The following is a 20,693-nucleotide window of genomic DNA, read 5'->3' on the forward strand; positions in this document are numbered from 1 at the left end:
TCCTTTAATCAGCTTACTTGTACATTTTCAGCTCTTCAGGGATCTTTATCTCAGGAGCTGCACTCTTGTTCTTCTTTGTCTTTTTCTCTGGTTTTGCTTCTGCCTTTAGTTCTTCATGGTACTTATCCATGTTCACTGTGAGCCAGTTGTGTGTTGCGTAAGGTCTGAACTTCGGATGTGTAAATTTTCTTTTTATAACAACGCGATAGTATTCTTCAACTGGCATGTGCACATATTTGCCGCCCCAGCCTACTGCAATAGGGATAATAGCAAGCGGAAGCATTAAAAGGTATGACACCAGTGCGCCCGGGAAGATATACTTAATTAAATTTCCTCCCACTCCGGTAATGATTCCTGATATGATAACGCATACGAGCTGAAGGCCTGTAAATGGACCAAACTGTTTTACCTCGTCTTTTGTGACGTCATGATTTATTTCTACATTTATTACGCTCATATGTCCTCCTTATGCTCCAAATGATTCGTTAACCACGTTCTTTGCGATAGACACTGCTCCAACCGCTGCAAATGGGGCCATCGCTCCAAATATTGAAGATTCAAAAGAAAGTAAGCCTTTTATCAGAGGATTAACATCGGTTTGGCCCGACACCATTGTTGCAGCAACCGCAGATGCTTCTTTTGAAGCAATAAATAGAATGAGCAAAATGCCGACATAATAGAAAGCACTTGCAAATAGTTTCTTTAAATATCTAAAAGCTTCATGTTTTTGCGATTCATCAGCAACTGTTGCGAAACCAATAGGAGCAAAACTAAATCTCATCATAAGTTCAAGTTTTGCAGACCACAAAACCACAAATAGAAAAGCGGAAGCAAATATGTTTGTTATAAAAGAGCCAACAGATTGGATCAGCATAATAGCGAGCATTACAATTGAAGTTTTCTTAAGTTCCTCTTCGGTTACAGGTTCAAATGTCGCTTTTACTTGTGTGGCTTTATCAAAAATTTCGCCAGTTAATGTCATTTTTGATATATTTTCAAAATAAACTTTTCCCATCCCATTTGATAGAGCAAGAAATCCGCTTATAATCGTTCCGGAGTTTGTAATAAGAAAGTCTGCCATAACCAAAAAGAAAAGTGGTTTTGCAATATCATCAATAATGATGTCTTTGCCATCAGCTACATTTGTTATCATTCCTTTTACAAAATACGCAACCATTAATGTAAATCCAACAGGCCCGGTGATGTAAGATACAAAAGCTGTCATAACTGTTCCATCGACATCGCTAAACGTCAAAACGCTTTGCGCCATATCTTCCATCATGTTAGTTCCAGAATCCTGTAACCAGATGATTGTAGTTTCAAGCCAATTGTGAGTACCATCTAGCATCATGGCCAAAAACATATTTATGAAGTTCATCATTCCTAGAATGTTCATAATAAAACCTCGTAATTAACCAAAAAAGATGATGCAGGCTGTATTTGCACAGCCGCATCATCAGATGTGCAGTTAATAAATACTGCTTATGTTATCTTTACCTATCTAAATTAGTTAAAAATGTAATTGATAACGAGTGGAGCTACAATAGCGATAAGACCTGTAACGATCTTCTTAACAGCCTTAGTCTGGGCAGTTGTATTACCCTCATTGTCAGCCTCAAGCCAAGCAAGGACACCTGAAATAGCCCAGAAAATACCAAGAACAACAAACGCACCAACCATGATAGTTACGACTCTGTTCATTACTGTTGTTCCATCAACATTTTCGCTGATTGTAATCTCCTGTGAAGCAAACCAAGGGCTACCGCCGCCTGCATTTCCACCTGCATTTCCACCTGCGTTATTTGCACCACATACTGCATTAACGAGTATATATGGAGCTGCAGCTGCCATAAGACTTGCCTTGTAAGCACCAGCTTTAACCTTGCTAAGCGCATTTTCTACTAACTTCATTGCAAAAATTCCTCCTAAAATATAAATTGGTTTGTAAAATTTCTCTTAATACTATGGAGCATTTAAAATTTATTATTGGAACACCCAATCCGTATCTGCATTGGGTCCAAACATTGAATCTCCGCCAGTATTTTCTGCACAAGTTGGAGCAGGCGCAGGTTCTGCTGTATCTGTAGTATTGTCCCCTTCTGTATTGTTCGGGAATATTATTTCTGGCTCAGAAGGAGCATCAAATGTTGCGTCGAAGATCATTGCATCATTAACGGCAGCAGGAGTAACCTCCATGCTTCCGGATGTATTCTTATCTGCGGGATCGATACTTGTTGTATTCTTAACAGCTTCTTCTACCTGCTCATTTGGCACATCCATTGCTTCTGCCATATCTTCTTTATTTTTAACAGCTTTTGCCTTAGCCCTTCTTGTCCTTATTGGTTTATCTGGCTGGTCAACACGATTGCCCTGCATAACAGATGTAGAAGCCTCTTCAACTGATTTCTCAGTGTCATCCATCGCTGTCTTTTTAGTAAGACACGTATAGTGCTCTGCCGTGAACTTTGCGTCCAGTTTAAGATTGGGATTAGCAATACCTGACTTTGCAAAATTCTTGTGCTCGGCAAAACTCATCTTGTGGCACATGATAGGGTTTTCGCCTCGGATAATAATGATACTAAGCTCATTATCAAGCTTTCTAAGAGCTGATGCAGAGATCAGCTTTGTGGCTTCATTTTTATGTGACATTGAGATAGAACTTGATGTCGCACTTGAAGACTCACTTGTATCAACAATTTTTAAAAGAGTATCTCCGATAGTATCTGAGAACCATTTACATGTTTCTTCTGAGTCAGGAGAGCCAAGGAATATGATGGTATCGCACTGACCAATAAGTGTTCTTGTAGCATCACCATAGTTTTTCTTAAGCTGTGCATATGTCTGAAGAATGATGGTACAGGAGATCTCATATTTACGCATTGTCGATAAAAACTGTTCAAACTGAGGTATCTCACTAACGTTAGCGAACTCATCGAGCAAAAGGCGTGTGTGAATAGGGAGTCTCAGTTTACCCTTCTTTACATGAGCTTCTTTATACTGTTCTATCTTCTGGAGGCCAAGTTCTTCTGTATAAACTTCCTCGAGGTATCCGTACTTTTTAAATGCCGCCTTATCCACAATTGTGAAATCCCTGCCTGCTGCCTTGTTGTAAATATAGTGGTGAGTCTCACCATGTGTTGTCTCAGTCTTTATTTCAGCTTCTGCATACAGCTTTATAACACTATTTGCCTCTTCCTCCGTCTTAAAAGTGGAGCGTAGGACTGTGTCATTCTTCGCATATATGTGATATGTATTTGAAGATACTGTCTCGGCTCTTGAATAGAGAAGGCCAAACAACTGACTGTAAAGCATTGAGATAAGGAATCCATATGGATCTGCGGCTGTCTGCGTTATAATAAACAGTGCTGTCTTCTGATCTCCAATTGTGGGAAGATCCAGGTTGTGGGAATCCTTAATAAGATTCCCCTTCGGATCTTTTATGTATTCTGTTATAAGTCCTTGCTTATTTCTCTTACAGATATAGGAAGTTGATGTAAGATTTCTTACTTCCTCCTGAGAGAATGGATCAAGGTCTACCGCAATACTGATAAGGATAGAGTTTCTTGTTTTTGCAGGAGCGATGTTAAATGTTTCATATGAACTAAAACACTTAGCTTCAGGATTCTGCTTCTTGGCGCGCTCAATAATAGAGTCAAGAAGTGTCGCAGAAGATGAAGAGTTTTCATCTGATCTTCCGGCCTGTGCAAGCTTAAGGATAGTTGAGAAGTTTCGCTGCTCGACTTCCAAAAATTCTGCACAGTACATGATGGCGAATGTAAGCCATGCCCTTGATGATTTCTCCCAGAAAGGATCTCCCTTGTGTCCGTTTCCGCAAGTATCGTTGGCGTTCTTGATGAATGTACTTACAAGAGTTGAAACCTTTGTCTGATCGATAGTCACTCCATCCTCTCTGTAGATATAATCAAGAGGGTTGTAACAGTTTGAGTGAACAGGATCCTTTGTTGAGAAAACCCATATGCGGTATCCGTCTTCCATGAGCATGTGTCCCATGTTTTCGAAAATTTCTCCTGACGGATCAGTAATAGCAAATGAACTATTAAGCTGAGCAAGGTTCGGCTCAAGCCATCTGAATGTTTTACCAGTTCCGGAACCACCCATGATAAGAGTATTTAAGTTGTGGTTTGTCTGGTGGGCAAACATACTGTGCTTGATCCAGGGACCTGCTTCTCTTTTTCTGTTATAGTCATCATTATCCTGATGTTTTCCAAGAAGAATGTTAGGATCAGCAAGTCCTGCTGCCTCATCCTCCTTTGAATAAGGAGTTTCATATTTGTATTCGTAGTAGTCCCATTCTGGCATTTCCTTGATCACACTTTCCATGTGCTTTTCGCCAGTCTTTTTATCCACTACCTCTACTTTGTCCTCAAATTTCTTTATAGCTCTGTAGAGAGCAGTTCTTTGTCCAAACCAAAAAGTACTGTTTTCAAGCTTTTTATATATCTCACTTTTTCTGTCTGCTACAAGCATTGCTCTATAGATAAGAGCCATTCCGCCTACTACATTGATGATTAGAAGTGGAAGTACGCAGTGCAGAAGATTAAGCCCTTTAAAATAAAACGGTTTTGTGATGGCTTCCTGAATGCCTAGAACTGTCAGTTCTATTCCGTTTTTACCTTCGCTGCCAATAAATTGGCCAAACTGCTGATTTGACTGCATATCAGTTACATGAACCACATGCATCACAAAGTAAACAAGGATTACTTCCAGTATTCCAATAAAAATCAGCAATCTCTTTTTTGTGCGTGAATTAAGGTTTTTAAAATCCATAAAAATCCTTTCTGCCATCATTAAAAATGTCCAAAAATGGCATAAAAAAATACCAGGCCCCGAAAGGCCTGGCCTTTGGAACTTATTTATGTTTAGGAAATCTTTCTTACGTTTACCGCAACGGTACGCCCTTTGTCGTCTATCCTCACATCAAATTCGACTTTCTCATCCTGGGTAAGTTTTCTATAACCGTCGCTTGAAATTGCGGAGTAGTGTACAAAAACATCTTCTCCGTCTTCAGAAGTAATGAAGCCGAAGCCCTTATAGTTATCAAACCATTTAACGGCTCCTTTTATATTTTCCCTTTCCATATTGCGTCCTTTCTTTTACAAGTAAGGCTTATAAAATTTAGCGAGAAAACCCCTTCCGATGAAATCGGATGTGGGATGAATCGCCTTTACGCAAACACATGTTTGCGCTAGAATATATAGCATATCGGAACCTTGAAAACTGTATATATGAGGTTGCACCACGAATCTAACAAACCAAGAACCTGTGGTGCGTAAAATATACAAGGTGTTTAGTTCCCAGGCGCCACAAGCGCATATATAACACTTAAAGTATGCCGAAGGGGTTCCGCCCCAACGGAGTAGCAGCGCTGTGAACGTGCCTTACTATACCGCAAGGTATTGTAGAAACCATTTCCGATTACATCGGTGGTGGTAGTTCATATAAATTAGTAGATACAGTCAGGACAGGGATATGCTCCTGCCTGGGCTGCTTCTTCCATGCTGTTGAAATTTGTATAGATGGATGAATCTATGTGTGAACAGCCTGGCACATGATAATATCTGTCACCATGTTCATAGGACAAGTAATACTTCTGCGTCTTAGCAAGCTCGCCACCAGCAAGTACAACCTGTGCGACCTGATGATTGTTGAGTCTGTTATGAGGGCCATGATAAAAAGCGACTACTGTGGGACCGGATAATGCATTCTGCCACGACTGCTGCATGGTTGAAAGGTTGAAATAATACTGCGTGTTTGCAAGATTAAAACCTACATTATCAATTCCCGCAACATTTTCATTAAGATATTTATTTATGAGTCTTGATGCAGTATTTGTTATCACAGCCTGCTTTTCTTCAATATACATGCTCTCGGTCTGCATAAAAGGCAGAGTTGCCAGTGCAGTTGCATACTTATTTTTTAAAACATCTTTTACAACGGTATAACTTCCTTCTGCAAGCATGCGACCACCAGAATATACCGTCATCTTGTCGCCGAGCGTAAACTGAACTACATAGGGTTCTGAGCTTGCGCTTTCAAGATAGGTCGCTGCATAAGCTGAAATTGGGGTTATATAGTATGTGTCATCTGCATACTCGGGCTTTCCAGCTGCATCTGACCAATAGCTTGTATAGTTTGTGTCATAGCAGACATATATCCCATCATTATCAACAAGCATTACAAATGGCAGATACGCAACAAGCTTTGTATCATTTACGCCAAGGACTGAATAGTATCCTGCAGCGAGTGACATGTAGAATGCATTAAGAGCATTGTCCTTTTGTGCCTGGCTCTTAAAAGCATATCCATCTACAAGGCTTATTGTCTGAACAGCATCATACGAGGCCGTTGTAAGCGTTGCCTTAACATGTGTGTTGTCCTGTTGGTTTTTTGAATCATAGGACATAAAGAATAATAAAGGCATTGCAAGAGTAAGGATAAACGTTACAAGCGCTATGCCCATTCTTCCAATATTACTCATATTTACCTGCCTTTATCTTTGATTGCCGACCATGCCTCCTGCGGGGATAGAAAGCTTATACCCCGGAGTTCCCGTAAATATACCATATATATGAGAACCAATGGTATCAGAGGCAGATGTGAGCTTTATATAATAGAAGTCGCCGTTTTTCATTTCATAAACCCCGGTTTCTTCCAGTGTTTCCATGATATCGTCATATCCATAGGCATGATATGCTGTAACATATCCTAATATGCCATCATCAGGGACAACTACTTTGGATCTGTGGAGCATTTCAACCCTGTAAGCATAGTTTGTAGCTGCAAGCTTGCTTTTTAAGATGTCATACTCTTCTCTTGTGATATATCCCGTACTCCTGGCATTATCAGAAAAATCCTGAACCGCGCTCTCAACGGCAGATCTTGTCATTGAGTCTATGGAATTTGTGATGATCATAAGTGGCACAAGCGCAAGCGCAAGTACTATAAAAAATGTGGCAAAAGCCTTTGCAATAGGTTCCTCTACCATTATTTTTCTCCTGTGTCAGATACGGGAATACTTTATTTTGGTAATATATCCATATCTGCTATCATATTCATATGACTTTACATAATTTCTGGTAAGGTCAAGTCCTGCTGCCGTAAGAAGATCTTGTGTTTTCCCTCGGTTTGTATAAAACGCAATATTGGGATGTCCGGATACTGTCTCGTCATCAACATGTCCTGGGTAATTATTTAAAACGATATGATCAATCTCGACCTGCGCTACACTGTTCGGAAGTGTCTGTATTTCCATAAATACCGATGCTCCGGTAGCAGCTTCGCCTGTTTTATATTCCGCGCTGTTATCTTTTGTTATGGTCGCGTAAGAATCGCCATAAAGGTTCACGGTCTCGCTGCCATCTCCAAAATATGTGCCATATCTTGTTCTTCCGGTATATAAAACAATATCTCGGTCCTCGACCATTTCTGATCTATTAGACTTTACCAAAGCTGTATTAAAGCCTTCTGTCTCAAGTTTTGCATTTAAGAATGCATAAGCTCCGCCAAAGAAAAGTAAAACCATCAATAGCATCAAACAAAATGCTATGGCAGAAAATGCACTCTCAATCAGCTTGATCGTGCTATCCATAATTTATCTCCTGTATTAATATAGGGTGCCAAAATGCGGCACCCTATTTAGCCACATAACAAAGAGATCAGTCTTCTGTAGTATCCTTAAAATACATGATTGTGATGGCGTCAGTCTTTTCGTTCTTAAGTACGTGACATGTAAACATCTTAGTAGGTGAAACATACTTGTCTGATGTCTTGTCTCTTGAATCTTTAATAAGTGTTGACATATCATCAACCTTATCACCGAGAGAACCTGTATAATCATCAAAAGATGCACCGTCAGCCTCGCGGATATAAGATGTCGCATCACCGCCGATATCGATTACAATAGAAATATCTTCGTTAGCGTACTGTTCGATAAGAGACATGATTGTGTCGCCATTTACCTGCTTGTTGTTATAAGATGTGTACTGCTGATTAGCTAGATCGTTAGCCATTGTAGAAGCCTTGCTTCCGCCCTGGTTCATAAGCGCTACACCAATAAGTACGATTGTGATAGCTGCTCCGATGAGTACGATTGTCATAATAAGTCCTGCGCCTAAATGCAAGCCCTTGGTTGCGTTATCATCCATAATAATTTCCTCCTATTAGATAGATAAATAATTGTTTCGATTCCTTCTATACTATGGACTAAGTATAAAAGTAATAAATTTTGATTTCGCCCTCTTACATAAGAGAACTGATCTGTGCAGAAAACTGTTTGAATAGTGAATATGCATACAACCCCATTGGAAGGCCCATCCAGAGCGCCATTGTGGCATAGAATGGAATGAATCCGATAGTGTTTGCTGCATTACGCTTTCTATTAATGAGAGTTTCATTGTCAGCTTTTCTCTTCTCTGCATAGAAATCCTGCTGGATCTCTATATCCGCAAAAGCTTTTTTCATACCTACTTCATCAATATTTAACAGCGACTCAATGAATCGCTGGAAAGTGTCCAGTGTGTCATAGTCTTTAAGCTTATTAAGAGCTTTCGTTTTACCCATTGGATACGTAACGATACATTCAACGATTGCTTCCTTGTAGTAATATGAGAATCTTTCCATCCACTCAAGAAGCGTCTCTACTTTGATACCGTCCATATCCATGAAGATTGTAGCCAGAAGGTTAAATGAGTTAACCTCGTCTTCTTTACCCATTTCCATGGCCTTTGCCTTGAAGGACAACAGGTTTTTCGGAGTATTGAAGGCAACTACTGCTGCAAGGATTGCTATGAATTCATACCAGAACTTGAAATATACGTTATGGAAATCCTTGTTGTGAGCAATGATCGCTTCAGCAGTAGGAGTTACATATTCGTCTGACTTGATGACTGATTCTTCGTTACGGATATCATCCTTTACCCTGTCTATATCGTCATCAGTCAAGTGTTCCCCTTTATATTGGTATGTAAGGGTTGTACTGATGGCTTCCATCTGCTTTTTGTATGTTTCAGATGGCACGATTACGTTGGTAAAATCATTTGAAAAATCATTAAGCGCTATCTTGGTTCTGCTGATAAGTGATGTTCCAAAGAACACATTTACGACTACAAATGCAATAAGCGCATATGCGGCACACTCAACCATATATGCCTTAATTCCAGTATGGTCTCCGGTTGCCTTCATCTTTCTGTCAATCCTGTTAAGGACTGTGAAATGTCTTGAATACTGGACATTAAGGATAGGGCTAAGAGCTGGCCTGTTTGCAAGCTTCTCCCAGACACTGTGCTCTCTTATTTCCTGTTTTGATGTATTCTTCAGCGCATCAATGAGATAATCACATAGGAATGTCACGATAAAGATAATGAGCTCGACTACGATTCCTGTTGTTCCGTTAAAGAACGTGGTAGTCTGTGGGAAAAAGTGAGCAAAGAACCATCTTAGCATCGGCATCATGAATACGCCTGATAAAGTGATGATTGATAGTGATGAAAACGCCGCGTCAAGTCTCTGTTTCATAAGAAGCTCTTCATTGAGCTGCTTATTAAGGTTCATGATACCTTTGATAAAGGTTGTCTTACCGTCTTCTAGTGTCTTATCTCCATACAGCTTTGTTGGCACGATAAGTGATACCAAACTGGTAAAGAAGTTATTTGGCGCATAATCCGCATAAGCGGCAGCAGCCTCTTCGAGCTTTGGAGATTTAACTACGTCATAGATCCTTGTGGCATGCAGAGCCATAAGCGTAGGAAGCTCATCTATAACAGAGTAGATTGCCTCATCAAGGTGCCCATGATGCTTCTGATATGAAGGCACCAGGTCGTTGAACAGGAAGTTCGAATACTGCTTAAGAAGTCTGAACTCTGCCTGCTCAAGCCTTCCTTTTACGGTCCTTATGAATATTCTCCAGGCAAGGATCGCACCAAGAAGAATATAGTAGAAGTCAATACTCTTAACCAAAAAAACGTTACATACACCCATTGATGTGAGGATTCCGAACACGATGCCGGCTCTTCTAAATCCTCTGTTCATGGTCTTTGTTGCCTCAAGGTGGATGGATATCTCATCCGCAGGATACAAAAGTCTTATCCTTGACTCCACTTTTGAAAATGTCTTTCTGGTAATCGCATTGTTCTTGTAAATCTTATACAGAGTAAACAGTCTGTTCTTTCTGTTACTGTTGCCGACCATCTCCATATGTCCGGCCTGCACAGTTTTTGTTTTGTTTTTATTTACGATTCGTATTGCAACAACAGCTGCGATTATCACTGCCCATATTGCAATAACGATCTTTATTACCATCGATATTGACATTTTGAGTTACTCCTTTGCCAACTGCAGGTTGCCTTAGGCTTCCTGGATGTACTGTGCATATTTCTGACGGATTTCACGGTCGATTTGCTGTATCTTTTCCATGTCATCATCAAAACGCTGCTTAAGCTGAGGATCAGTAAGCCTGTTTCTCATATCCGCAAGCATTTCTTTACTTGGCATGTGTTCAAGTGTATAGAAGCCAATTCTAGGATTTTTCTCTCCCGGAATACGGTTCCACTTAACAATGTTATTTACAAGGAATAACTTTCTATCTGTCATTCTCTTGTAATATTCTCTTTCATCTAATCTTCCCAGCTCTACTGTATAAGCATCAGGGTCATATGCCTTATTCTTTAAGATTTCCTCTGAAGGATACGCCACGTCAGTAACCGGAATGATCTCATCGATGAATTCGATATGTCTGTAAGTATCTGTATTTTCAAGGTGTACGTTAACATTAAGTGTCTGTGCAGATATTTCTACCGCATCTCTCTTTTCCTTATAAAGTCCAAGCTGAAGAAGGTTCAGCGCTATCATGTTAACGAGCGATGATGTACTTTTTGCGTGGTGTGTAAACATCGCAAACAGGGAAGCTACGTTCGCTGTCTGGATAATATGTGACGCCTGTTCGGCATCAGCAACCTCACCGACGATATTTACGGCACCGTTTGTCTTTTTCTGAACATTAAGACCTGCCTGAGCTGTTACAGTGTCTGTTTCCTGGAACGAAAGGATATTCTTTTCAGGATAAGCAAACGAAAGGTTCATTTCGAAGGCCAACTCTTGTGTCCTTATGTTAAGGTTCTCAATCCAGCGGATAAATGCTTTAAGCATTGTGGTCTTACCAGTTCCCTGCTGACCAGTGATAGCGATATTACGCTGTCCTCTTACAAACCATTCACAAAGAGTTCTTAGAATTTCATTACCTTCTCCCACGATAAGTGATTCGGGAGCAATTGAAGGAGCTGAATCGAACTTTCTTACGAAGAAAGCAAACTTATCGGCAAACGGAGGTCTTACTACAACGACACGGGAACCATTTTTCATGGAAGAAACAACGAATCCCTTTGATCTTGAGAATACCTGCTGAGCATTATATTTATATACGTTTTCGCAGACACGCTCGATCTCTTCTGCTGACTCAAAAGATAAGCAGTCAAGATGTATGTTGTGACCATGAAACAGGATCCATACTGCATCTGATGAAAATTTTGCATTTCTGATAGATGCCTTATCGATAGTAAATGTTCCAACAGGAAGTCCTGAAATACCACCATCGATTTCATCGATATCGGTTTCAAGGAGTCTGTCGATTACGCCAAATCCATAGATCGACTGGAAGATTTCCTGTGTAAGATAGTCGAGTTTTTCGTCATATGAGAACTCTGTGAGGATATCTTCGTATCCACATTTCTGACAGAAATCAAGGTCTGACAGCTTTTCATAGCCTTCGTCTATCATCTTGTCTGTAATAAGAGACTGGTCGGCGAATCCAAGGTCCTTGAACATCTTTGAAAGACTGCCTGAGCCTTCGTATTTTTGATAAGCGGTCAGAAGTATAAAGAATTTCTCAGACGCAGAAAGCTGCTCCGGCTCATCAAATGCAATATAATCACCAATATTTACCTCAGATACTCGCAGATCATTACTTGTGGTGATGATTGATTTGATGTACTCTTTGATAATCGTTTTTGCTTCAGCATCGCCATAAGCGGCCTCCGCGAGTGAATGTCTAAGTCTTTTCTTGGCGGCATTCTTGTTGTTGTACTCTGCCTCTGTCAGATTCTGGTTTGAAAAATCCTGACGAAGGAAGCTTCCAATTGAACGAGCGGAAAGCACCGCAAGGTCATGAATTGATGCCTTATTAATAACAAGTGCATCACCATCTGTATCCTTGACTATAGCCTTAGATCTTGTCAGATACAGATAGATTGCTCCAGAGAGGCCCGCAATTATCAAGAATGTCAAAATCAGGTTTAAAATAATCATGTGTGTTCCTCCAAATCATTCTCCATGGCCTGCCAGGGAGAACAGTTACATTTATCAGGTGATTGTCCACTTATCATCCTCGTCAGAACCTTCTGCGTTGGATGCCTGTGCATTCTTATTCTTTTTCTTATTCTTCTTTCCGAAGATAGGACGTTCGTTCTTCTTTGGAGCTTCTGGGGTGAATGTATCTTCCTCATCTGCTAATTTTTCAAGGTCCTGCAAGACCTTATCGTTATCTGTAGTTACTTCCGGCTTAACAATTTCTACATTGCTATCTTCTGAGACAAGCTTGGTATTAGTTGTTGTTACCTTCTTAAATGTCCCAGAAACGGAAATTTCTGTTATAGGCCTTTCTGTGAATGGCTCCCAGGTTTGAATGAACTTAAGAGCATCATATTCCTTAAGTCCCTGAAGATCTGCTTCTTCCTTCTTCTTTCCAACCTTATGTACAAGAGTGTTGTACAAAAGCTCGATATTGTGGATGAAGTTGTAGTTAGCATCCTTAGGCTGTGCCTGCATGTTCTCATTAAGGAACTTAAGAGCTGTACCGTTTGCACAAGCATCGTTATATCCGATGTTATGCATACATCCGTATACAGTCTTCTGGTTGTATGTCTGAGAAAGTGTTTTTGAGTTAAATACAGAACCTGAGCAGTAATCTGTAACTACGTAAAGCTCTCTCTTCCCGCCATGGTTAACAGGTTCTTTCTTACCCTGGTTAATGCAGATGATGTTTGTATTAACCTGTTCAAGTATCTGTCTGCAAAGAGCGATGTTCTTTGAAGGGAGCAGTACATATACCATGTCATAGATTTTATCTGCTGCCTCGAGTAGTGCCTGGAAGTAGTCTACTTCATCCTCTAAGGCTTTCTTATTCTTATTAAGCATTTCCTGTCCAAATGACTCTTTTCTTGAAGAAACTACTACGTCAAAGACATTCTTTACGTTTGAAACAACAAGGGGTCTTGATGTCTCAGAAAAAATATCCTTTGTAAACTGCTGTGTAGCAGGGTGTGCGCAGAGCGCATCCATACCGATTGATACATCCGGTACTGACTGATCCTGTACAAGACTTTCGTTTGCAAGCGTTGAACCGATCAGATACTGCTCTACAGACTTACGTGACCTGTCCCCAAACTGAAGGATCAGTGTTGATTTTTTATCTTTATGTACTCCCATAACTGCGAGAGCATTTAATACCTTAACCGACTGGTTGTTGCCATAGACGGTTCCCTGTACGGCGATAATCATAATCAGTCCTCACTTTCTATCTCGACCTGAACATCCTGCTGATAACCTAGCTTGATATCCTTGTTTAAAAGAGCAATGGCATTTCTCATATCCTTAGATGCTGTTGAGATGCTGCGTGTTCCTTCGTATAAGAAGTTGATATATGCATTAGCATCATCCTCAGTAAATTCCAGAGATACGATAACGTCAGTATCAAGAGCTGTATTTTTCTGCATAACATCAAGAAGCATCTTTTCGGTTACCCTTGTAGATACCTTGTTGTAGAATACAATTCGTGCAGGCTTGTTCTTCAGTTCAAGCTGCGCAAGGAAATCTCTTGATACAAGCGTGTAGTCTGACAACACGATGATGAAATCTGCATTCTCGATATAGTCGTCCTGCACATTGTAGCCAAGGTACGCAATTGTGTAGTCAAATTTTTTGAACACATCTGGGCTATAGATTCGGTTTGACACAACGCAAACCTCATCTGCATTACCAATCTTATTATCCTTCGGAACAGGCTCATAAAGATCCTGTGTCCTTGAATTGTCAATTAGTAAAACTCCGCTGTCTTCATCAGTAATTGTCTGAGCAATGAAGAGTGGGAAAAGACTATTTTCAGAACCAACAATGACAACGAGCTTGGGTTCTGATTTATCCTGAGCCTCCTGTATAACAGGAGCTGCTTTCTTAAATAAACTCATAGGTTTCCTCCAATTTATCTAAACTAGTTGTAGCCTTATCTATATGTTCTTTATTAAAAGCGCATATATTATGTTCCACCGTCGATATCTACTGGGGTAGAAAGTTCTGTGGAATTGAATGTGTCGGGAGAAACAAGGCCATTACTTGTTGTAGCATCACCTGTTGTATCTTCAGTTGTTTCTTCGCTGTCGGAATTAAGTTCTTCCTCTCTTGTATGCTTATCAAGACCATAAGAGCCGATTGCGGCGGCGTTGTTATCAGTATTCTGTGCAAGAACAGAGTTCTTTGCAGTATCAGCAATGCCGAGGCCATTTGCCACTGCAGCAAGCTGATCATCTGTAAGCTGACCAAGTCTTACTTCAAGAGCTAGTCTTGCTGATGCATTCATTGTCTGCTCAGCTGTAGCATAAAGGTTAGGGTCTGACCTCATAAGGTCAATAGTCTCGCTTCTTACAAGGTAGTTTGCTGTTGCACCATCCTGAAGATTTGATTCAACATAACGAACTGCATAGAAGTACGCACCAGTAGTCTGGTATGCATCACATACAGCGCTTCTATATGTAAGGATCTCGTTCTCGGTCATATATGTCCAGAAATCAGCATAAGCAAGAGAAAGATTCTTGATCTGCTTCTTTGGAAGCACAAGATAATCCTCGCCATTTGGGAAAGCGAGACGGATATCAACAATATCGTTCTCCTGTTGGTCAACCATAAGGTTAACTGCAGTAATTTCAAACTCTCTTGTATCTGTTGTAATAGTAAGAGCCTCTACCATGTTTGCCATGATAGGTGTTCCGGCAGGAATATCAACAAGTGCTGTTGCTCCTATCTGCTCAGAAGTGATATAGGATGAGCGTGGAAGTGATGTGTAGATATCATCCTTATAAATATTTGCAATAACTTCTGTCTGGATGATAGCGCTTGCTGTCTGCTCATCGCGAGACTGTGAAGGATCATTTGAATTTTTCTCCTCAGCTGTCTTTGAATCAATAATGCTGTCACCCTTCTTGATATCAGTTTTTGCAACCCATACGTTTGTCTGTCTGTTGTTCTCGAGCTCTGTCTTGACGCTGTCAGCATCCATTGCGCTCTTGACAAGGCGCTGATTTGTAACATATAAAAGTGCGCCCAGTGCCATAGCTATGATAGCTACGATGATAAGTATTAGTGTTAAGATTCTGACTTTCTTTCTACCCATTTTGTGTGTTCCTCCTTGTAAATGGTGTTTTTGAAATGGTCTTGCTTTAATTATGGGGTTTACAAACAAGTTATTTTTGTTCGTATTTATTTAACATAAAAAGAATGGTTGCCTATAGTTGGCATTTGGCTGTATTTATGCCAACCATTCCAATTATCATCATTGGACGAAGTGCGCTTAAAACCTATAACTTCGTCAGATGGGAAGATTCTTAGTTCTCCATCTAAAACTTTTCTGCATACAAGATATATATCCTGATTTATATCTCCGTCTGACATACGCGTTGCCTTTTTGTATGTAGAAAACTGCTTGTTTGCGGATACAACGCCCTCAACAGACGTCTGTGCAAAATACGGGCTCAATATCCTGTTTCTTATTACCTGTGCTACGCCAACCCAGCCGTTATATCCCTCTGCCTGTGCCTCACACATGACAATTTTTGTCATGAGGATAAGCTCACTTTCTGTATATGTAATTGCAGAGCTGTTACTAGCTATATGTATTATTGTTTCCTGTACCGGTTCTGCTTCAGGCTCGGGTTCAGAAACAACTTCTGTCTCCGGAGCTGGAGTAACTTCCTGTGACTTCTCTTCTTTCTTTACTTCTTTTGCTTCCTGAGTTTCAGTAGTTTCAACAGGCTTTTCTTTATTCTTTTCTTCTTTCTTGGTCTCTGCCTTTTTGTCGTCAATCTTTTTTACGGATGATTCAGCTACGATTGCAAATGAAGTCTCATTTGTGGTTTCGTCGTCTTTTTGTACTTCCGTGATAATAAATCTCTCTGAATCATCCTTTAGAAGATTAAGCCTTCTATATACTGAAAATTTACTATTGTTGCTTATGGTTACGGTATTGGCAGTTGAAGAACAATGAATCCAGTAACCGTCTCCTAGATACATTCCAATATGGTTGGTACGCGCTTTGTTATCCGGATAAAATAGTCCAAAATCACCCGGCTGAAGATCTGATGCAGATATAGGATACAGATCATCTTTAGAGCTCAGGAAATCGTTTGTACCGACAAGCCTGTCCCAGTTGTCATATCCTGCAGTCCGAAGTATCCACTGCACATATCCGGAACAGTCAAGACCTTTCTGCTTTCCGTTCTCATCGAACGTGTACCATGTGTTATCAAAGCCTGCCATGTCAGATTTTCCGCCCCATTCGTATGGCACTTTACCTATAATAGATGCAGCAATCTGAATGAGCTGTTTTCTTATAGTCACATCTGTCATTGCAATGGCTTCATTGATTATTTTTTCATCTTCTTCGCTGAGTCCCAGGCCTCTTTGAAGGAATGTTGTCTGATCAAGGTTTGCCTTGCCCATGATCCTGTCCATGGCCTCATGTCTTTTTTCCTCAGTATCCTCATGGTCTTTTCTGTCAAGGCCAAATGTTTCGTAAATACTTTCAAGAGAAGCTACGCTTAGGGTTACTTCCAGATATTTCGTAGTCACCTTTTTAAGATCATGCACTTCTGTCCCGGTCATTATGTAATTGCCGTCGTCGTTTTCTTCATAGATTCCGACTTCGGTAGGCTCAGTCAGGTAATAAGTTCCATCCTTTTTATAAATGCCGTCACCCATTGAGACGTATTTATCCATTACTTCAGGGATGTACTCTTCTATCTGTGCTTCTTCTGTTACATAAGTGACAAAATCAATCTGGTTTATTCCCTCGCCCATCGACATGCCATTATCCATGCAGTATTCCTGTATGGTTGCATATGCGGCGATGAATCTTTCGTAGTCATAATTTGAAAAGGGAGTTCCCTGGTCATTAAAAGATTCAAGGGATAGTTCATAGTCATATCCGCCATCATGACAGTCGTCCGAAAGCTTCTCTTTGGCATTCTCATAAGAACGCTCCATGATGGCTTCCATTTCTAGTACCGTGCGGGTGATATTATCCCTGATCTGGTCATCATTCGATTTTGCTAACACCGGTAATCCGGTTACGTTACAGGCAATAATAAGCGCAGCTAAAACTACACTTAAAGTCTGTTTAAGTCTAAGTTGCATTATTGTCTCCTCGCGATCCTTGCTGTTTGCAATAACCGACTTAGATTATGGCTATTTACCAAATCGTAAATCCTATAAGCCATTCAAACTATTTCTGCACAAATTCGTTTTTGGGATATATTTTTTAATAATAATCCGTCAATATTGTATTAATTTCCCTAATTTTTCCGCACAAAAATAAGCCTGCTTATCAACAGCAGGTTTTATCACGATTTTGGTCTATCATGCAAAAAGCGGACCACAAGGGTCCGCTTATATACTTATCTTTCTACAATTTCTCTGTATCCATCATACTGCCAAAGCCCTTTTTGTCCGTCATTTGCCTTCTTACAGATCTTGTTAAAGTTTTCTGCGTACTTGCAGTTTGGCTTAAATACCTTATCAATTGCATATCCATCTGAAAGGATCTGATAGTTCAGCATATCTTCCAGTCCAGAAGGCTCTTTCTTTGTCCAGACATAAGCAAGAGTCCTGTTATACTTATCTGTCATATGGATGTCGTATTCAAGATAAAGCACATCTGTGTTTGATAAAAGCTTCTTAGTATGCTCACTTGCCATCTTGCCATACTCATTGTTTTTAGATGCATCTGAGTGCACTGATTCAGGAGTATCAATTCCAATAAGACGTACCTTATATTCGAGGCCATCTTCGCCAATCACGACAAGAGTGTCTCCATCTACAACGGATACAAGGATAACTTCTTCAAAAGCATTTTCATTCTTTTCTGTATCCAATGAGAGCTTTTTCTCAATATCTTCTTTTATCTGGCCTATCTTTTCAGACGCCTGTTCAGTTGCAGCCTCGGTTACTTCATCTGTCTTTTCTTTAGCATAGCTTATAGCAAGGTTCTTAAGTTCTGCTACTGCTTCATTTACAACGGTATTCTCTTCCGGGGCTTTTACCTGCTTATTCATTCCTAAAGAACAGATACAGCTGCCGATCAGGCAGAGGATTACAAATTTTGATAACTTCTTCATAGGTTTTTCTCCTTATTAAACTATCATTTATTCATACCTATCTTTAATATGTATTTTTCTGATAAAAATAATGCCCTGCGAGCACAATAAAAGCCTGCATATCCCAAACGGGATAATACAGGCTATAAAATAAATGTTACAACTAGGTACTTCAACGGTTTTGGTTATTTCCGTCATTCTTTCTTGACTCATACCAATCTTGATAACCGATGATACAATCGATAACCGCATCGACAAAGAGTGCCACCCAGGATACCCAGGCTGGAACAGGTGTAAAGAGTACGACTACCATAAGTACCACGTTTACGAAATTGAGGCATAAAGCAAGAAATTTGATTGTCTGTTTTGCTTTCTTAGACATCTTTCTTTACCTCTCTTATATAATTATTCTCCATAATATCTATATAACTGACATTAAGAAGTTATTTGTATTATGTTTCATATAAAATAAAATAAAATCTGTGCAGAAAAATATACCGGAAACTATATGTGGTATATTATCAATATAGAAATACAACTTATGTTATGAAAGGAATTACCAATGAGCAAGATCGTTGACTTTAATACAAGAAATACAGAAGATTTAGAACTTACAGAATATGAAAAGCAGGTAATGCGAGAGATCGCAGATGATGACAGAGAACTTGGCGCACACAGCCTTGATGTTTTAAGGCGTCAAAATAGAGATGAGATCCGCGTAAAGAACGGCCTCGATAGAAAGGAAGCCCCAGCAGCACTGTTTAGAGAAGCTATTCAGGCAGCTTATGAGGAGTAAAATAAATAGTCGCATGCAAAAACGCTCTGGAAACCAGAGCGTTTTATTTTTATTTCTTATTGATTCATGCTTCGGCAGCATATGTTGAGACCATTAGGTATGAAATAACCTGGTCTAAAACCTCCGCCTTTGCTTCACGAAATGATACCCACTCCTCTTCGGAGCATTCTTTTCTTGAACATCCGATTACTCCATCGAACAGTCTTGCGTTCTTTTTCTGCTTATAAACCTTTTTAAGAATTGTAAGGTTGGTAAAAGCATTGTCGATGTCACGTCCAAGCTGCTCTCTTACAGCATCAGGGTCTTCAGAAGAAGTATTCTGCCATCCTTTGCCATATCCTGTAGGATAGAGTACCTTTGACAGCTTTTTGTCTGTTCTTATATAGTAAGTCAGACTCTTCTGGAAGTTTGCAAGTTCCTCTGAACCAGCCATGTCACAAAGCATGTTTTCAAGTACAATGTAATTAATTTCTATCATTTTATTATCCTCCTGCCCTTTAGGCTCACAAAATACGGTGCTGACAACCGCCTCTCTACATATTATTTTCCATCAATGTTTCAGCTTACATTAATTAACACTTTCAATATGTCTCTTCTTAAAAATAATAAAATACCGTAAAAAAACCCGGCAGATTTCTGCCGGGTGCATGTACTTATGCTCTGCTAAGAGCTTCTGTCATTTTTACTGTAAGATCTGCATATGTCACTACATCTTCGAAGTTCTCAAACTCTGAAGGACGGGAAGAATCCCATCTTGAGCATACTGCAATATCATTTTCACTAGCTACAGATTCAATGTTGTATGTATATCCGATGAAATTCTCGAGCCTGTCAAAAAACAGATACATTCCCTGAGATGTACCATCATCATAAGTCACTTCTGCTTTTACAACATCATAGCTTTCTTCGTCTGTAAAAACTCCAACAAATTCAAGGCTATCTTCCTTTACAGCTCCGTTTCCCATTGAAACAGTAAATCCCTCAGCTGTATCTGGAGCATAATATATATGATATCCCTCGCCTTCACTAACTTTAAGGTAAGAGCCGGCGTCATCAGTATACATTGAATAAACAAGGCTATTATCGTTGCCGTAAACAGCCCCATACGTAATACTGGCATCTTGGTTAAACGCCATTTCCATTTCGCTTGTCTTTATCATTACTCCGTCACTGTCCATAAGCTCATTAAAAGAACTTACCAGACGTTCTTTTTCATCATTGCCAAGCTCTCTTGTTTCTTTTACAAACCCTTTTTCCCTAACGATTTCCTCTGCTTCCATGTCAAGGCTAAGCTCTGAAACGCTTTCTGATGAATCTGTAAGAGCTGCCGCCTCCCCAGGCTTTACTGTTGGCTGTGCCTGCACAAGAGGTACCTTGGCCTGATCTGCCGAAAGCTCTGCAGTATTACCACATCCTGTAAGAACTGCAGAAAAAGCAATCAGGGTGCATATAAATTTCTTTTTCAT

Annotated in this window: 20 protein-coding genes; 1 reads left to right on the forward strand and 19 read right to left on the reverse strand. The window is 40.0% G+C overall.

Annotated elements, in window-relative coordinates; all coding sequences use genetic code 11:
• Positions 1–13 precede the first annotated feature (13 nt).
• From BPR_RS17595 to BPR_RS17675, 17 genes are all read right to left on the reverse strand, one after another.
• Positions 14–457, reverse strand: a complete 444-nt coding sequence (locus BPR_RS17595) for a PrgI family protein (protein ID WP_013282854.1) — start codon at positions 455–457, stop codon at positions 14–16.
• Between the two features lie 9 nt (positions 458–466).
• Positions 467–1,396 (reverse strand): hypothetical protein, encoded by a 930-nt coding sequence (locus BPR_RS17600; RefSeq protein WP_013282855.1) that lies wholly within the window; start codon positions 1,394–1,396, stop codon positions 467–469.
• A 110-nt stretch (positions 1,397–1,506) separates the two neighbouring features.
• Positions 1,507–1,911, reverse strand: coding sequence for a hypothetical protein (locus tag BPR_RS17605; RefSeq protein ID WP_013282856.1), 405 nt, complete (start codon positions 1,909–1,911; stop codon positions 1,507–1,509).
• Between the two features lie 72 nt (positions 1,912–1,983).
• Complete coding sequence (locus BPR_RS17610; protein WP_013282857.1) at positions 1,984–4,788, reverse strand: type IV secretory system conjugative DNA transfer family protein; 2,805 nt, start codon at positions 4,786–4,788, stop codon at positions 1,984–1,986.
• Between the two features lie 92 nt (positions 4,789–4,880).
• The gene (locus BPR_RS17615; protein ID WP_013282858.1) at positions 4,881–5,099 is read right to left on the reverse strand and encodes a cold-shock protein; all 219 of its coding nucleotides are present in this window, start codon (positions 5,097–5,099) and stop codon (positions 4,881–4,883) included.
• A 365-nt stretch (positions 5,100–5,464) separates the two neighbouring features.
• Positions 5,465–6,499 carry a hypothetical protein gene (locus BPR_RS17620; protein ID WP_013282859.1) on the reverse strand — a complete coding sequence of 345 codons (1,035 nt, stop codon included), beginning with the start codon at positions 6,497–6,499 and terminating at the stop codon, positions 5,465–5,467.
• Between the two features lie 12 nt (positions 6,500–6,511).
• The gene (locus BPR_RS17625) at positions 6,512–7,006 is read right to left on the reverse strand and encodes a hypothetical protein (RefSeq protein ID WP_013282860.1); all 495 of its coding nucleotides are present in this window, start codon (positions 7,004–7,006) and stop codon (positions 6,512–6,514) included.
• A gap of 15 nt (positions 7,007–7,021) precedes the next feature.
• Positions 7,022–7,609, reverse strand: coding sequence for a hypothetical protein (locus BPR_RS17630; protein WP_013282861.1), 588 nt, complete (start codon positions 7,607–7,609; stop codon positions 7,022–7,024).
• Positions 7,610–7,676: 67 nt separating this feature from the next.
• A complete protein-coding gene (locus tag BPR_RS17635) occupies positions 7,677–8,165 on the reverse strand; it encodes a hypothetical protein (protein ID WP_013282862.1) in 489 nt (162 codons plus the stop codon).
• Between the two features lie 94 nt (positions 8,166–8,259).
• Entirely contained in the window at positions 8,260–10,329 is a 2,070-nt protein-coding gene (locus tag BPR_RS17640; protein WP_013282863.1) for a hypothetical protein, read from the reverse strand.
• Between the two features lie 33 nt (positions 10,330–10,362).
• The gene (locus BPR_RS17645; RefSeq protein ID WP_013282864.1) at positions 10,363–12,318 is read right to left on the reverse strand and encodes an ATPase, T2SS/T4P/T4SS family; all 1,956 of its coding nucleotides are present in this window, start codon (positions 12,316–12,318) and stop codon (positions 10,363–10,365) included.
• 54 nt (positions 12,319–12,372) lie between these two features.
• The gene (locus BPR_RS17650; protein ID WP_013282865.1) at positions 12,373–13,569 is read right to left on the reverse strand and encodes a hypothetical protein; all 1,197 of its coding nucleotides are present in this window, start codon (positions 13,567–13,569) and stop codon (positions 12,373–12,375) included.
• Between the two features lie 2 nt (positions 13,570–13,571).
• Positions 13,572–14,255: a hypothetical protein gene (locus tag BPR_RS17655; protein ID WP_013282866.1), complete on the reverse strand. Its 684-nt coding sequence runs from the start codon at positions 14,253–14,255 to the stop codon at positions 13,572–13,574.
• 68 nt (positions 14,256–14,323) lie between these two features.
• Positions 14,324–15,454: an SAF domain-containing protein gene (locus tag BPR_RS17660; RefSeq protein ID WP_013282867.1), complete on the reverse strand. Its 1,131-nt coding sequence runs from the start codon at positions 15,452–15,454 to the stop codon at positions 14,324–14,326.
• An 86-nt stretch (positions 15,455–15,540) separates the two neighbouring features.
• Positions 15,541–17,472 (reverse strand): cell wall hydrolase, encoded by a 1,932-nt coding sequence (locus tag BPR_RS17665; protein ID WP_013282868.1) that lies wholly within the window; start codon positions 17,470–17,472, stop codon positions 15,541–15,543.
• Between the two features lie 260 nt (positions 17,473–17,732).
• The gene (locus BPR_RS17670) at positions 17,733–18,452 is read right to left on the reverse strand and encodes a thermonuclease family protein (protein WP_013282869.1); all 720 of its coding nucleotides are present in this window, start codon (positions 18,450–18,452) and stop codon (positions 17,733–17,735) included.
• 151 nt (positions 18,453–18,603) lie between these two features.
• Complete coding sequence (locus BPR_RS17675) at positions 18,604–18,813, reverse strand: hypothetical protein (RefSeq protein WP_013282870.1); 210 nt, start codon at positions 18,811–18,813, stop codon at positions 18,604–18,606.
• A 180-nt stretch (positions 18,814–18,993) separates the two neighbouring features.
• Here BPR_RS17675 and BPR_RS17680 point away from each other — a divergent pair, with 180 nt between their 5' ends.
• Positions 18,994–19,227, forward strand: a complete 234-nt coding sequence (locus tag BPR_RS17680; protein WP_013282871.1) for a hypothetical protein — start codon at positions 18,994–18,996, stop codon at positions 19,225–19,227.
• Between the two features lie 64 nt (positions 19,228–19,291).
• Here the strand turns inward: BPR_RS17680 and BPR_RS17685 are convergent, their stop codons facing one another.
• Positions 19,292–19,705, reverse strand: a complete 414-nt coding sequence (locus BPR_RS17685) for a hypothetical protein (protein WP_013282872.1) — start codon at positions 19,703–19,705, stop codon at positions 19,292–19,294.
• A 175-nt stretch (positions 19,706–19,880) separates the two neighbouring features.
• The gene (locus BPR_RS17690) at positions 19,881–20,693 is read right to left on the reverse strand and encodes a hypothetical protein (protein WP_013282873.1); all 813 of its coding nucleotides are present in this window, start codon (positions 20,691–20,693) and stop codon (positions 19,881–19,883) included.

It is taken from the genome of Butyrivibrio proteoclasticus B316 (genome assembly GCF_000145035.1).
Lineage (GTDB): Bacteria > Bacillota > Clostridia > Lachnospirales > Lachnospiraceae > Butyrivibrio > Butyrivibrio proteoclasticus.